Annotated in this window: 17 protein-coding genes and 3 pseudogenes; 12 read left to right on the forward strand and 8 right to left on the reverse strand. The window is 51.6% G+C overall.

Features of this window, described 5'->3' with window-relative positions; all coding sequences use genetic code 11:
• Nucleotides 1–6: 6 nt before the first annotated feature.
• The 5 genes from ABOC21_RS16030 to ABOC21_RS16050 all read right to left on the reverse strand — a co-directional run bounded on the left by ABOC21_RS16030 (nt 7) and on the right by ABOC21_RS16050 (nt 2,608).
• Nucleotides 7–294: a hypothetical protein gene (locus tag ABOC21_RS16030; RefSeq protein ID WP_426815261.1), complete on the reverse strand. Its 288-nt coding sequence runs from the start codon at nt 292–294 to the stop codon at nt 7–9.
• A complete protein-coding gene (locus tag ABOC21_RS16035; RefSeq protein WP_426815262.1) occupies nt 294–1,238 on the reverse strand; it encodes a replication protein in 945 nt (314 codons plus the stop codon). Before ABOC21_RS16035 ends, ABOC21_RS16030 begins: the two co-directional genes overlap by 1 nt.
• A complete protein-coding gene (locus tag ABOC21_RS16040; RefSeq protein ID WP_426815263.1) occupies nt 1,235–2,032 on the reverse strand; it encodes a ParB/RepB/Spo0J family partition protein in 798 nt (265 codons plus the stop codon). Before ABOC21_RS16040 ends, ABOC21_RS16035 begins: the two co-directional genes overlap by 4 nt.
• 86 nt (nt 2,033–2,118) lie before the next feature.
• Entirely contained in the window at nt 2,119–2,340 is a 222-nt protein-coding gene (locus ABOC21_RS16045) for a CII family transcriptional regulator (RefSeq protein ID WP_426815264.1), read from the reverse strand.
• Between the two features lie 40 nt (nt 2,341–2,380).
• The gene (locus ABOC21_RS16050; RefSeq protein WP_426815265.1) at nt 2,381–2,608 is read right to left on the reverse strand and encodes a helix-turn-helix transcriptional regulator; all 228 of its coding nucleotides are present in this window, start codon (nt 2,606–2,608) and stop codon (nt 2,381–2,383) included.
• 68 nt (nt 2,609–2,676) lie between these two features.
• On the opposite strand from ABOC21_RS16050, the pseudogene ABOC21_RS16055 reads away from it, so the two are divergent.
• The 7 genes and pseudogenes from ABOC21_RS16055 to ABOC21_RS16085 form a co-directional block, all read left to right on the forward strand.
• Nucleotides 2,677–3,400: pseudogene (locus tag ABOC21_RS16055) on the forward strand (XRE family transcriptional regulator).
• A 142-nt stretch (nt 3,401–3,542) separates the two neighbouring features.
• On the forward strand, nt 3,543–3,797 hold the full coding sequence (locus tag ABOC21_RS16060; protein WP_426815266.1) for a hypothetical protein: 255 nt from the start codon (nt 3,543–3,545) through the stop codon (nt 3,795–3,797).
• Nucleotides 3,794–4,306 (forward strand): hypothetical protein, encoded by a 513-nt coding sequence (locus ABOC21_RS16065; RefSeq protein WP_426815267.1) that lies wholly within the window; start codon nt 3,794–3,796, stop codon nt 4,304–4,306. Before ABOC21_RS16060 ends, ABOC21_RS16065 begins: the two co-directional genes overlap by 4 nt.
• A gap of 296 nt (nt 4,307–4,602) precedes the next feature.
• The gene (locus tag ABOC21_RS16070; RefSeq protein ID WP_426815268.1) at nt 4,603–4,908 is read left to right on the forward strand and encodes a hypothetical protein; all 306 of its coding nucleotides are present in this window, start codon (nt 4,603–4,605) and stop codon (nt 4,906–4,908) included.
• 148 nt (nt 4,909–5,056) lie between these two features.
• Nucleotides 5,057–5,167, forward strand: a complete 111-nt coding sequence (locus ABOC21_RS16075; protein ID WP_426815510.1) for a hypothetical protein — start codon at nt 5,057–5,059, stop codon at nt 5,165–5,167.
• Nucleotides 5,160–5,366: a cell division inhibitor protein gene (locus ABOC21_RS16080; protein WP_426815269.1), complete on the forward strand. Its 207-nt coding sequence runs from the start codon at nt 5,160–5,162 to the stop codon at nt 5,364–5,366. Before ABOC21_RS16075 ends, ABOC21_RS16080 begins: the two co-directional genes overlap by 8 nt.
• 84 nt (nt 5,367–5,450) lie before the next feature.
• Nucleotides 5,451–5,915, forward strand: a pseudogene (locus tag ABOC21_RS16085) (hypothetical protein); the annotation flags it as partial.
• A 136-nt stretch (nt 5,916–6,051) separates the two neighbouring features.
• Here the strand turns inward: ABOC21_RS16085 and tnpC are convergent.
• From tnpC to ABOC21_RS16100, 3 genes are read right to left on the reverse strand one after another with little or no spacing between them, the layout of a single operon-like run.
• Nucleotides 6,052–7,665 carry an IS66 family transposase gene (tnpC, locus tag ABOC21_RS16090; RefSeq protein WP_426811793.1) on the reverse strand — a complete coding sequence of 538 codons (1,614 nt, stop codon included), beginning with the start codon at nt 7,663–7,665 and terminating at the stop codon, nt 6,052–6,054.
• Nucleotides 7,666–7,685: 20 nt separating this feature from the next.
• The gene (gene tnpB / locus ABOC21_RS16095) at nt 7,686–8,033 is read right to left on the reverse strand and encodes an IS66 family insertion sequence element accessory protein TnpB (protein ID WP_426811792.1); all 348 of its coding nucleotides are present in this window, start codon (nt 8,031–8,033) and stop codon (nt 7,686–7,688) included.
• On the reverse strand, nt 8,033–8,446 hold the full coding sequence (locus ABOC21_RS16100; protein ID WP_426811791.1) for a transposase: 414 nt from the start codon (nt 8,444–8,446) through the stop codon (nt 8,033–8,035). The genes tnpB and ABOC21_RS16100 overlap by 1 nt, the downstream gene beginning before the upstream one ends.
• A gap of 84 nt (nt 8,447–8,530) precedes the next feature.
• Between ABOC21_RS16100 and ABOC21_RS16105 the strand changes: the two are divergent.
• From ABOC21_RS16105 to pncB, 5 genes and pseudogenes are all read left to right on the forward strand, one after another.
• Nucleotides 8,531–8,680, forward strand: a pseudogene (locus ABOC21_RS16105) (TraR/DksA C4-type zinc finger protein); the annotation flags it as partial.
• A gap of 3 nt (nt 8,681–8,683) precedes the next feature.
• Nucleotides 8,684–8,923 carry a DUF4222 domain-containing protein gene (locus ABOC21_RS16110; RefSeq protein ID WP_426815270.1) on the forward strand — a complete coding sequence of 80 codons (240 nt, stop codon included), beginning with the start codon at nt 8,684–8,686 and terminating at the stop codon, nt 8,921–8,923.
• A gap of 13 nt (nt 8,924–8,936) precedes the next feature.
• Entirely contained in the window at nt 8,937–9,185 is a 249-nt protein-coding gene (locus ABOC21_RS16115; protein ID WP_426815271.1) for an excisionase family protein, read from the forward strand.
• Between the two features lie 42 nt (nt 9,186–9,227).
• Nucleotides 9,228–10,517 (forward strand): Arm DNA-binding domain-containing protein, encoded by a 1,290-nt coding sequence (locus ABOC21_RS16120; protein ID WP_426815272.1) that lies wholly within the window; start codon nt 9,228–9,230, stop codon nt 10,515–10,517.
• A gap of 258 nt (nt 10,518–10,775) precedes the next feature.
• Nucleotides 10,776–11,978, forward strand: coding sequence for a nicotinate phosphoribosyltransferase (pncB, locus tag ABOC21_RS16125; protein WP_426815273.1), 1,203 nt, complete (start codon nt 10,776–10,778; stop codon nt 11,976–11,978).
• Nucleotide 11,979 lies beyond the last annotated feature (1 nt).

The raw sequence follows: 11,979 nt of genomic DNA on the forward strand, positions 1-11,979 counted from the left end.
TGCTTTTCACACTCGATAGCTGCAAATGGCTTTGTAGGCCTTAGACCAGGCAAGCAGCGCCCGACCGTCTTTGTTGCCTTCGATATGGCGCAGAAGGTCAGCAGGCTTTGGAAAAAACTGGCCGTTGTCGGTATCTCGGGTATGCCCCTGGAAAGAGCGCATTACGTCCTCAACCGGGTACGGCTTCAGCGCGTTCCAGTAAATCCCGATCATCACTTCGGAGATGTCCTTCCCGTAAATCTCCCCAATTGCCGCCATGGACTGGGCGAATTTTGGTTTTTCAGTGTCGTTCATCAGAAAAGCTCTCCTGAATCAGATCCGCCAGCCCAGCGCTGGAGGGTTTCGAGGTTACGTGCGGTTGTTGCTGAGTACTGCCCTTGCGCGATTGCCATGGCATGAGCATCTCCAGCCAGGTCACGCAACTTTTCGACCTGCGCGGCGTCACGCAGAAGTGTTTCAATGCCGTCATAGCGTTTTCTGGAAGGATTCTTGCCCATGAGCCACGGATCACCTTTGGCTCCGGATATTGCCCGGCAGAGTTCATCTGCGGTGAAACCTTCTGCCAGTCGGGCCTTGATGCGCTTGCGGCGTTTGTCGTCAAGCTTTGCTGTTGGGTGGTGGTGTTCGGTCTGCCAGTGAGTAAAAACCAGTCTTACAGGGTCGGTCCTGGGTTCTTCCTGAATCACGTCATCGCCAGGCGGTTTTTCACACTCGTCCCCGGTGGGGACTATAGGGGTAATATTGTCTTTCTTGTCTTTTGTAATATTGTCTTTTGTGTTTACCTGATTTGGGTAATGAGCGTTACCTGATTCGGGTAAACTTTTCTTACCTGATTCAGGTAAAGTTACCTTTTTCAGGTAAGGTTTTTTTTCTGTACCTTTTACAGGTAAAGATGACCATTCGCTGACCGTTTTATTAATCCCGATAACGCGACCGTTTTGGGTTAATATCCCACGCTTAACCAGGGCGCTTTTTGCAGCTGAACACTTATGCGGGAGAATGCCGGTCAGCTCCGAGAGCTGCTCGTTACTGACCCAGTCAGATTTCTTGTTGAAGCCGTATGTTTTGCGCATGACCGCCAGGAACACCAAAAGCTGATGCTGCGACAAACCTGCATGCATGACAGCTTCAAGGAGCTCATTGGCTATGCGCGTAAACCCATCGTCGAGATCTGCCACGCGAGACTCCTGTAATCCCCGCCCGGCGGCGGGGAATTTGATTAGCTCTGCAGTATTCATGACTCACTCTCCCATCCGGCTTCTTTCAGAAAATTTCGGTAATCATTCAGAATAAGGCTCGCATCTTCCGGTAGTTCCAGCCCGACGCAATCTGCAACACACTGGATGAATTGTCTGGCCTTCACTGCACTGAACTGCGGTAACGCCGCGCTGCGGGTTAATTTCGACTTACCTGATGCTCTGGCCTTATCCATCTGACGAACAGCCACAGAGGCGGCCTGAGTTCCATGCTCACGCGATAACGCCACCGCTGTAGTGGGAGATACTTCTCCCGCGCGGACCATCTCAATAAGCTGGTCACCGCACGCCAGCAGTTGCAGGTGATAATCAACATCAGACAGAGAGCGCTTAACCTTCTTCGCAATTTCAGCCGGTTCCCATCCCTGATTACTCAGGCGCTGGTATGCGGCGGCTCTTTCCAGTGCTGTGAGGGGTTTCCCCTGGCTGCTGGTCACCATAAACGCAATGCGATCAGCTTCAGTACCAACAAAATCCTTACACTCAAGACGAGCTATTTCAGCGCCTTGCTCATTTGCGGCAATGGCGCCGTAGTAGCGGTGATGACCATCAATGATCTTCACCCCCATCTCAGTAACCTGAACGGCCAGAGGCGGTACAAATTCGCCAGCCACGAAGGCGTCACGGAATTCACCAACATGCTCATGGTCAATTTCGCGAATGTTGAAGCCAGGCTCCACATACAGCTCATTAACCGGGACGAGGAAAGTTTTACGGGTGGTTGTATCCGTCCCGTTTTTATCCTTCTGCTTGTACAACTGAGAAAGTGTTGACATAATTACTCCTGTGAATTGATCCAGTTAATTCGCGTAGAAAGCCGTTAGTGTTACAGCACTGCGGCTTTCGCATTTTCTGTTACCTTTCATGCCTCAAAATCCCCCTTCTCTCCCGACCTGTTAGAAATCAGGATGGCCAGCAGCAGAGACATGTTCGGCAGCAAACTTTCCCGCCACCGACTCACCGTTGACTTGTTGACGCCAGCCACCTTCGCTATTGCCGTGGCGCCCAGGTCGTTTATCTGGCTGTGTAACCAGCTCTCTATCCTCCGGGCCTCCACTTTGTTGCGTGCTGTTGATGTCTTCATTTTTGATACTTCCTCTGGTGGTGTTTGGAATGGCCGCCGGTTAGGTGGCTTTAGGCTTGCTGACTTCACGAATTTGGTCGGCGGTGAACTGCCCTTCAGATGCAAGGGCAATCCGTTCCGCATAATTGGTTTCGTCGGTGTAGTCAGTTCTTGGAAGGGTGCCGCTGGCGATCCATTTGTAGATAGCGCGCGGAGATCGCCCGCATGCCTTTGCCACAACCGGCACGCGAATCTTTTTAATGATTTCGGCAAGACTGTTAGGTGCCATGTTTAACCCTCAATAATGAACTGTGAGTACATATTATGTCGGAACTGATAGTTCACGCAAGAGATATTATGATTGAACAGATGGTTCACGAAGAAAAAGCGCGAAAAGAATTCTCCCAAAGGCTTGCGCTGGCCTGCGATAAAGCCGGGTTGCAATCACATGGTCGTCAGGCTGACATAGCCAAGAGAATGAAGCTGACACCAAAGGCAGTGAGCAAATGGTTCAACGGGGAGTCGATACCGAGACGCGGAACGCTGCATGCGCTTGCTGCGCTTGTAGGCACGTCTTCATCGTACCTTCTCGGAGATAATCCGTCAGATGGCATCGAGCAGGGTCATCTATCGCAATCAAATGAGCGATTTAGAATTGATGTTCTGGATATTGCTGTTAGCGCAGGCCCTGGCGTAATCAATAGAGAATTTATTGAAGTTCTTCGTTCTGTTGAGTACCCGCCAGATGAGGCTCACCAGATGTTCAATGGCAGAAGGCCTGAGCAGATCAGGATTATCAACGTCCGTGGCGATAGCATGTCTGGCACCATCGAACCCGGAGATCTGCTTTTCGTAGATATCAGTGTCCAGCACTTTGATGGAGATGGCATCTATGCTTTCGTTTATGACGAGACAGACTCATGTGAAGCGTTTGCAAAAGATGAAAGACCGCTTGATCGTGCTGTCAGATAACAAAATTTATCCGGCGTGGGAGCCAATTGAGCGAGATGAAATGAATCGGGTTCTCATCTTCGGGAAAGTCATTGGCAGCATGCCGCAAGCGTACAGGAAGCATGGATAGGGGCCTTGCCCGGCGGCTTGCAGCCCAGAAGGAAAATAAAGATTAAACCCAGAAAAGCGATAAGGTATTTGGGTTGTGGGTGCAGTGATTCATGATGCCAGGCATTGTTATTGCAATAACTAGCTGTTTATAAGGGATTTTAATGGGTTTTTCTCTTTTTAAACTGGATGTTGGCGACGATATCGTTTCTAAATCTATTTACGCCCTCAGCAATGCTTGGCAGAAAGTTGATGATAGACATCCTCTTTTGGGTTGTTTACTGATTCTTTCTTTGCCAACGATCGTTATTTACTTCATCTACACTTGGGGTAAACTCAAAACGACTGAAACCGATTTGGATCGACGAGCAAGAGATTCAAACGAGAAACGGAAAAGGAAAAAGGAGGGCAAAAAATGACAAACTGGCTGTATGCACTGGCTATATGCATTGGTGTTTTTGCCTACTGGATCCTGTGTCGTAAAAGTGCGTTGAAACATCAGAAGCTAGCGGTTGAAATGCTGGAAGGCTTCCTGGATGACGATAACATCTCTGAAAAAGAGAAAACAAAAATGTTTCTTAACTATCGTCTGTTCAGAAATTGGTTTGCACTGCCTCTATTTGCGGTGATTACCCCGTTTTTCGTCATTTTTGCTCTGGTATCCAACAAGTTTCAACCAGAGCAGTTGGCGAAGGAAAATAGCAAAGAATTTGATGATTTTTTTAGCGTACTGATGCAAATGTACATGGCAAGAAACCCAATAATTTCAGTTTTTGTTCTTTCTGGAGTTGGGATATCGTTAGCTATATCTTTAGTTATTGGTACTATGCTCAATAAGGCATCAAAGATCCCTAATCATACCTTGCTAGTAACTGGCATCGCGATGAAATTACTAGCTTTGAAGAATAAATTCAGACACGCGCATTAGTTATGCATTTCTAAACCCGGCCACCGCGCCGGATTTTTTATTGCAGGCATAACCTTCCCCCTACTTCCGAATAGAGTTAAAATAAATATACTTATAGTTCATGAACTTACATTAAAGTGAACTATTTTTACGATTAAAATGTACTTTTGGTACTTTACATTGATGAACCATTAGTACATCATAAACTCATCCAAACAACACCGGCAACGCCGGTAATCGTAACAAAGCTCAGCTGGCCTTCTATAAGGGCTAATCAAGCGAGGAATGACATGTCACAGCAATCAACAGGATCCGACATGAGCAGAAAAGTAACGATTAGCTATCTCGGGAAGCGTGGCGGGGAGTGGTTCATTGTCTCCCCGTTAACGTTTGCTGCCGGGAATCAGCTACTGCTGGGACTTGAGGTAAGCGAAATCGAATCGGGCTTTGTCATCGGCGATGTACCCAAAGACCCGACAAAATTCGATGAATTCCTCTTTGGTGTCAGCATACGCGCGATAAACAACAACCCCCTGGTTCTGGAGCACCTGAATCGTTATTTCGGTGTTTCTCTGCCAGGCCTCGAAAGTTGCTGGCAGTGCGTGTGCGTCGGTAAAAACTGACAGAAATTCTTTGTACTGGTTTTCGTCCCTCTAACAAAACAGGGGAATGACTTTTTGGGACATGTCGAACCTCCTTCGATTCTTAGTTGTGGAAAACCAAGGATATACCGGGGGAAGGTTCGGCACCAATAAAGGGGGGGGTAAGAATATGAGCAGAAACGGCATTCGTTCACTGGTGATTGTCCTGGCTATCTGCCCTGTTGCCTGGTCAGCGACAATTATCAAAATTCTTCACGTAACGGGGGTGTTCAATGGTTAGCCATCACTACGGAACCCAGACTCTTAATCGCGGAGCCGTTCAACCCGGAATGCTCGTCAGACACCGGAAAAACATCTGGACAGCATCAGATAGTGCCCGTGGTCGCCTCTACCTGAATCGCGGGATTGAGCGCACTTACACCACCGATTTGCTGGTTGAGGTGCTCCTCAACGATTCAGGTCACAGCCTGAGCCAGTAAGCCGGGTCAGGCAACAAACGAATTTAACTGAACGGGCAGCTATTACGGTGCCGGGATTCTTACAACCAAATTTCAGGGGAAACCATGAGCGAAATAATGGATTTAACCGTTATCGAAATTAAACCGGATCAGGCGCCAACGCTATATATCGCGGGCGGTCTTGATGCCTACCTTGAGCAGATCCGCCAGGCAGTAAACGAAGTTCCGGACCTGACAACGAAAAAAGGCCGTGACCGTGTCGCTTCTCTGGCCGCTCAGGTTTCGCGCAGCAAAACGGCAATCGAAAAGCCGGGGCGCGAGTACCTGAAACGCCTGAAAGAGGCTGTACGCCCTGCTGAGGCCGAAATTAAGCGGTTCGTTGACGCTTGTGACGAATTGCGCGACGCCACCCGCCGCCCTCTCACCGAGTGGGAAGCCGAGCAGGAACGGATCAAAGCCCAGGAGGAAGCCCGCATTGCTGCCGAGGAACTGGCTAAAAAAATTGAAGTCGATCATGAGCTGGCCCTGCTGATGAATGCCGCTTTTGACCGAGAGCTGGCTGAGTTGAAGCGGACTGGCGCTCTGGAGGTAGCATGACAGCCGAAATTATCGATCAGGCCAACGAGTTAGCGGAACTCCCTCGTGAAGCCGCCATTGCGAAATGTCGCATCAACGTAAGCGCCCCATAATGAACGTGGCGTAAGGATTATTTTACGGAGGATAGGTTCCAGGGCAGCAGCTCATGTACCCGGTTTGAAGGCCAGTCGTTGATCTTGCTTATCACCTCGCACAACCAACCTTCCGGCTCCACACCGTTCAGTTTGCAGGTGCCAAGCAGGCTGTAGATGATGGCTGCTGCCTCACCCCCGTTGTCAGAGCCGAAGAACAGGTAGTTCTTTCTGCCAACCGCCACCGCGCGCAGCGCGTTTTCTCCGATGTTATTGTCGATTTCCACCTGACCGTTACGGCAGTACTCATTCAGGGCGTGCCACTGTTTCAGTATGTACGCGAACGCCTTCGCCGTCTCCGCGTGAACCGACAGCGTCGTCATTTGCGCCTCTATCCACTCGTGCAGCGATGTCATCAGCGGAACCGACCGTGCTTTTCTTATCTGCAGCCGTTTCCCGGCCGGGCTGCCGCGTATTTCCGCCTCGATGGCATACAACGCACCTATACGGTTCAGCGCTTCATTCGTCATTTCTGTCGGGCGTCGAACATGCTCATCGTGGATTTTCCTTCTGGCATGCGCCATGCACGCTGCTTCTCTGATGTGCCCGGACTCATACAGCGTGTCGTAAGCACCGTACGCATCTGCCTGAAGCACGCCTCTGTACCCTGAGAGATGTCGCTGAGGATGTTCCCCCTTACGGTCCGCTGAGTACGAGAACCAGACTGCCGGCGGTTCTGGCACCCCGGCGTTACGGTCATCCCGGACGTAGACCCACAGCCGACCGGTTCGCGTTTTACCACTCCCGGGCTCCAGCACCCTGACCGGCGTGTCATCAGTGTGCACCTTGCCAGCCTGCATAACGTACTGGTTGAGCGCCTCATGCAGCGGACGAAGCCGGTTGCCCATCATCGCGACCCAGCGGACCATCGTGTTACGGCTCAGCGCCAGTCCATGACGGGCGTAGATTTCTGTCTGCCGGTACAGCGGCGTATGCTCCACATATTTTCCGACCAGGATGCGGGCCAGCAGGCTGCTGCCCACACGACTGCCTTCTACCGGCTTTGCCGGGAGCGGGGCCTGCACGATAACGTCGCACCGGCTGCACGCCAGCTTCGGTCGGACCGTTTCGATGATTTTAAAGGCGGTTTTGATGATCTCCAGTTGCTCAGAGAGAGTTTCTCCCATCACCTTCAGCTCTCCACCACATGACAGGCAGACGCTGGTCGCTGGCAGTAAGGTCTGTGTTTCCCGAGGCAGGTCGGCTGGCAGCGGTTTTCGGGCGGTGTGGCGGGTGGGTTTTTCTGGCGTCGTTTGCGACACGACAACACTATCTGCTGGTATATCCGGTACCGGCTCGTTGCCATTCAGGCAGGTTTTTGCCGCCTCCAGTCGGCTTTCCAGCTCTGACAACCGTTTCTCTGCCTGGCGGATTTTGTTTTCCAGCTTATTACGGCTCTTTTCCGAACTCTGACCGAACAGCATTCGCCGTAGTTTATCCAGCTGTGCTTTCAGGCGGTTGATTTCCTGCTCATAACCCGCCACCTGGCCTGCATACTGGCGCAACCGGGTCTGCTGGTCGTTCAGCATCGCCCGCTGTTTACGCAGCATGGCTTTTAACTGGTCGATATCGTCAGGGAGTTCATTTTTCATACACCCGACATTACAACAGGTTACACCCGCAGGCCAGGACGTTGTGATGACTGTGGATGTTTCCAGTTGAGGCCTTCCAGCAGCATAGCCAGTTGCGCCGGGGTCAGATGGATCTTCCCGTCGCTGACAGCGGGCCAGACGAAGTGTCCACGCTCAAGACGTTTGATGAACAGGCACAGACCATCCTCATCGGACCACAGTAGCTTTACCATATCACCACGGCGCCCCCGGAAGATGAACAGGTGGCCGCTGAATGGGTCCTCGTTGAGGACATTCTGCACGCGGGAGGCCAGGCCGTTGAAGCCGTTTCTCATGTCGGTAACGCCCGTCACCAGCCAGATGCGGGAACCCGCAGGAAGGGATATCATCAGCCACCTCTCTTCAGTTCGCGAACCAGAGCCGACAGCATGGCCGGGGTGAGGTTGCCGGACAGCTTCAGGCGTGCACGGCCGATACTGACCTCACAGCATTGCCCGGCATCCGGTGGCAGGCTTTGCGCTGATGCTGCCGGGAGCTCGGGCAGCGCGGGTCGTGAGTATTCGGTGGTCACAACAGGAACGATATCGTCACTGATAATGGCCGGTGCTGGGGGTGTATCAGATGGCTCATCAACCAGATGACGATAGCGCTGACGCCAGGTGAACAGCAGGTTGTCATTAATCCCGTTCTGGCGGGCAAGCCGTGCCACGCAGGCACCGGGTTGCAGTGATCGCTGAACCAGGTCGAGTTTGAACGGCATGGAGTAGGTAGCCCGCTGGCGTGGGACTGTCGGTTGGGTCATTTGTGATAGAGTCCATTTAAAAATTAAGTGGACTCTATCATCACCGGATTAAAGGTACGTCGACAGACGTCGTTGCCGGGGCGCTTACGCATCAACCATAACGCAGTTTCAGCTACTCACTGCTGTTGCTGCGGCGACGAAATACCGGAACGGCGCCGGGAAGTGGTGGCGGGATGTCAGCGCTGCGCGGAGTGTCAGGAAGTGGTTGAAGAACGCGGAAAGCATTGGAGGTGACAGGTGTTCAAGCTTATTCAGCGCGGCCAGATATTCGCAGACAGCCACGGATGGCCGGTGCTAATCCACAGTAGCGACAGCCAGACGGTGCGCTACTGGCGTCAGGGTCGCGTTAACACAGCAAGCATGGATCGATTTAATACCGATTTCGAACCGCTCTCCCACGTAGAGGCGCAGCAGATACGCGCAGAACTGGAGCAGAGCGAACATATTAAAAAACTTCGCGCTCAGCGTGCAGCTTGAATCAGGAGAGTTTATGAGCGACTTAATTCAACTGGTGCCTAACAAATGGGTTACAGAAAAGAAACTCACAGAAATTACCGGCATTCGTTCTGGAACAATCGAGAGAGCCAGAAAAAACTCCTGGTTCGTTGGTCGAGAGTACATGCATGTATCACCTGATGGTGATCCTAACCCTAACAGCCAATGCATGTATAACCTGGAAGCAATAAATCAGTGGATAGAGCGTCAGTCGTCGAAACAGCCAGGTGCTCATTCATGCTGAAAGAGATATTCTTAACATGCTCTTGGGCGCCAGGGAGGAAGAATGGCTAAATCGTCATACCCAACTGGCGTTGAGAACCATGGTGGATCGCTTCGCATATGGTTCATTTATCAGGGCGTCAGGGTTAGGGAAAACCTTGGCGTCCCTGATACACCAAAAAACAGAAAGACGGCTGGCGAGCTAAGAAGCTCAGTATGTTTCTCAATTAAAATGGGGAATTTCAACTATGCCAGTCAGTTTCCTGAATCCCTCAACTTGAAAAAATTCGGGGTTGATAAAAAGGAAATAACAGTAAGCGAAATCGCTGAGAAATGGCTTGAACTCAAAAGGATAGAGATGAGTAGCAACGGATTTGTTGGTTATGTGTCCATTGTGAAAAACATGGTGCCAAGGATTGGTGGTGACAGGTTCATTTCCTCAGTTAACAGGGAGGATTTGCTGCTTATCAGGAAGGAGCTTCTCACGGGGTGGAAGGTGCCTAAAAAAGGGCATAAGCCATCAAAAGGAAGAACGGTACCCACTGTTAACAACTATATGACCATTATTTCAGGAATGTTCAATTTTGCTGTAGCAAGTGGGTACACGACAGAAAACCCGTTTAACGGTATATCAGCTTTAACGAGAAGTCGCCCAGACCCGGATCCTCTTTCGAGAGATGAGTTTCTGAGACTGCTTGATAGTTGCAAGCATACTCAGATAAGGAACATATGGGCCCTTGCAGTATACACCGGCATTCGTCATGGAGAGTTGGCTTCACTGGCCTGGGAGGATATCGATCTAAAAGCAGGGACGATGATGATCAGAAGGAACTTCACGCCCACCAATGAATTTACTATGCCAAAAACTAAAGCAGGTACAAACAGGGTTGTTTTCCTGATTGAACCAGCAATAGAAGCACTTCGCAGCCAGGCTGAGATGACTAGGTTTGGTAAACAGCACGAAGTAGAAGTAAACCTCCGGGAGTACGGACGCAAAGAAAAACACGAATGCACGTTTGTGTTTGATCCACGACTAACAGGGAGAAACTACCTTGCAGGAGACCATTATGCTGTCGGGTCGATAAAAAAAATTTGGGATGCTCACATTAAGCGTGCCGGCCTGCGACACCGTAACGCTTATCAGACGAGACATACTTACGCCTGCTGGTCATTGTCAGCTGGCGCAAATCCAAACTTTATCGCAACGCAAATGGGTCACGCTGATGCGCAGATGGTTTACAAGGTTTATGGAAAATGGATGGCGGAAAAAAACACGGAGCAGGTGGCGCTTTTGAACCAGAAACTAGCTGATTTTGCCCCATCCCTGCCCCACGACATTGCATTGAATGGTTAATACATAAATATATCATTATGTTACATATCGCCATGCTACATATTGATAACACAGGAGGCACGAAATGCGCTCGACCCGGCGCAAAGCTTGTGGTGTGATCCGTGTTCAATATATTAAACTAGGCCTCGCAAATGACCGTCAGCGTCGCCATCGACCTTCACTGCGGGACAGAGTCGGGGAATAAAGCTATACTCCGCCTCCTTTTTTCTGCCCAGGTTTTGATGGCAACGCTCCAGTGAGAGGATGCTACCGCGCACCATGACACAATTCACTTCTCCTGTACTGCACTCGCTGCTTGATACGGATGCCTACAAGCTGCACATGCAGCAGGCCGTCTTCCACCGCTATGCCGATGTACAGGTTGCGGCGGAGTTCCGCTGCCGCGGGGATGATTTGCTCGGCATCTATGCCGATGCGATTCGCGAGCAGGTTGAGGCTATGCGCGATCTGAAGCTGCAGGACGATGAGTATCACTGGCTGTCGACCCTGCCGTTCTTTACGCGCGATTATCTCGACTGGCTGCGCGACTTCCGTTACGACCCGCATCAGGTCAGCGTCAGCAACGACAACGGCAAGCTGAACATTCGCCTTTCCGGCCCCTGGCGCGAAGTCATTATGTGGGAAGTCCCGCTGCTGGCGGTGATCAGCGAGCTGGTTCACCGCTACCGCTCGCCGGAAATCGGCGTTGAGCTGGCGCTGGAGACCCTCGAACGCAAGCTGAGCGACTTCCGGGAAATCACGGCCGATATCGATATGAGCCGCTTTCGCTTAATGGACTTCGGCACCCGCCGTCGCTTCTCGCGCGAAGTCCAGCAGGCTATCGTCGAACGTCTGCAGCAGGAGCCGTGGTTTACCGGCACCAGCAACTACGACCTGGCCCGGCGCCTGCATCTGACGCCGATGGGCACTCAGGCTCATGAGTGGTTCCAGGCCCATCAGCAGATTAGCCCGAACCTTGCCAGCAGCCAGCGCGCGGCCCTTGCCGCCTGGCTGGAAGAGTATCCGGACCAGCTGGGCATCGCCCTGACCGACTGTATTACGATGGATGCCTTCCTGCGTGATTTCGGCCCGGAATTCGCCGAACGCTATCAGGGTCTGCGCCACGACTCCGGAGATCCGGTTGAATGGGGCGAGAAAGCCATCGCCCATTATCAGAAGCTGGGTATCGACCCGCTGAGTAAAGTGCTGGTCTTCTCCGATAACCTCGACCTGACGAAAGCCGTCGATTTGTATCGTCATTTCTCATCGCGGGTGAATCTCAGCTTCGGCATCGGTACGCGCTTAACCTGCGATATTCCACAGGTTAAGCCGCTCAATATCGTGATTAAGCTGGTGGAGTGCAACGGCAAGCCGGTGGCCAAGCTCTCTGACAGCCCGGGCAAAACCATCTGTCACGATAAGGCGTTCGTGCGCGCCCTGCGCGAAGCCTTCGACCTGCCGCCGATTAAAAAGGCCAGTTAAC

The sequence above is a fragment of the Klebsiella sp. WOUb02 genome, assembly GCF_050058015.1.
Taxonomy (GTDB): domain Bacteria; phylum Pseudomonadota; class Gammaproteobacteria; order Enterobacterales; family Enterobacteriaceae; genus Klebsiella.

Excerpts from the sequence above, each read along its gene's own strand:
- ABOC21_RS16030 (WP_426815261.1), bottom strand. The coding sequence starts at position 294 with ATGAACGACACTGAAAAACCAAAATTCGCCCAGTCCATGGCGGCAATT.
- ABOC21_RS16035 (WP_426815262.1), bottom strand. The coding sequence starts at position 1,238 with ATGAATACTGCAGAGCTAATCAAATTCCCCGCCGCCGGGCGGGGATTA.
- ABOC21_RS16040 (WP_426815263.1), bottom strand. The coding sequence starts at position 2,032 with ATGTCAACACTTTCTCAGTTGTACAAGCAGAAGGATAAAAACGGGACG.
- ABOC21_RS16045 (WP_426815264.1), bottom strand. The coding sequence starts at position 2,340 with ATGAAGACATCAACAGCACGCAACAAAGTGGAGGCCCGGAGGATAGAG.
- ABOC21_RS16050 (WP_426815265.1), bottom strand. The coding sequence starts at position 2,608 with ATGGCACCTAACAGTCTTGCCGAAATCATTAAAAAGATTCGCGTGCCG.
- ABOC21_RS16060 (WP_426815266.1), top strand. The coding sequence starts at position 3,543 with ATGGGTTTTTCTCTTTTTAAACTGGATGTTGGCGACGATATCGTTTCT.
- ABOC21_RS16065 (WP_426815267.1), top strand. The coding sequence starts at position 3,794 with ATGACAAACTGGCTGTATGCACTGGCTATATGCATTGGTGTTTTTGCC.
- ABOC21_RS16070 (WP_426815268.1), top strand. The coding sequence starts at position 4,603 with ATGAGCAGAAAAGTAACGATTAGCTATCTCGGGAAGCGTGGCGGGGAG.
- ABOC21_RS16075 (WP_426815510.1), top strand. The coding sequence starts at position 5,057 with ATGAGCAGAAACGGCATTCGTTCACTGGTGATTGTCCTGGCTATCTGC.
- ABOC21_RS16080 (WP_426815269.1), top strand. The coding sequence starts at position 5,160 with ATGGTTAGCCATCACTACGGAACCCAGACTCTTAATCGCGGAGCCGTT.
- tnpC (WP_426811793.1), bottom strand. The coding sequence starts at position 7,665 with ATGAAAAATGAACTCCCTGACGATATCGACCAGTTAAAAGCCATGCTG.
- tnpB (WP_426811792.1), bottom strand. The coding sequence starts at position 8,033 with ATGATATCCCTTCCTGCGGGTTCCCGCATCTGGCTGGTGACGGGCGTT.
- ABOC21_RS16100 (WP_426811791.1), bottom strand. The coding sequence starts at position 8,446 with ATGACCCAACCGACAGTCCCACGCCAGCGGGCTACCTACTCCATGCCG.
- ABOC21_RS16115 (WP_426815271.1), top strand. The coding sequence starts at position 8,937 with ATGAGCGACTTAATTCAACTGGTGCCTAACAAATGGGTTACAGAAAAG.
- ABOC21_RS16120 (WP_426815272.1), top strand. The coding sequence starts at position 9,228 with ATGGCTAAATCGTCATACCCAACTGGCGTTGAGAACCATGGTGGATCG.
- pncB (WP_426815273.1), top strand. The coding sequence starts at position 10,776 with ATGACACAATTCACTTCTCCTGTACTGCACTCGCTGCTTGATACGGAT.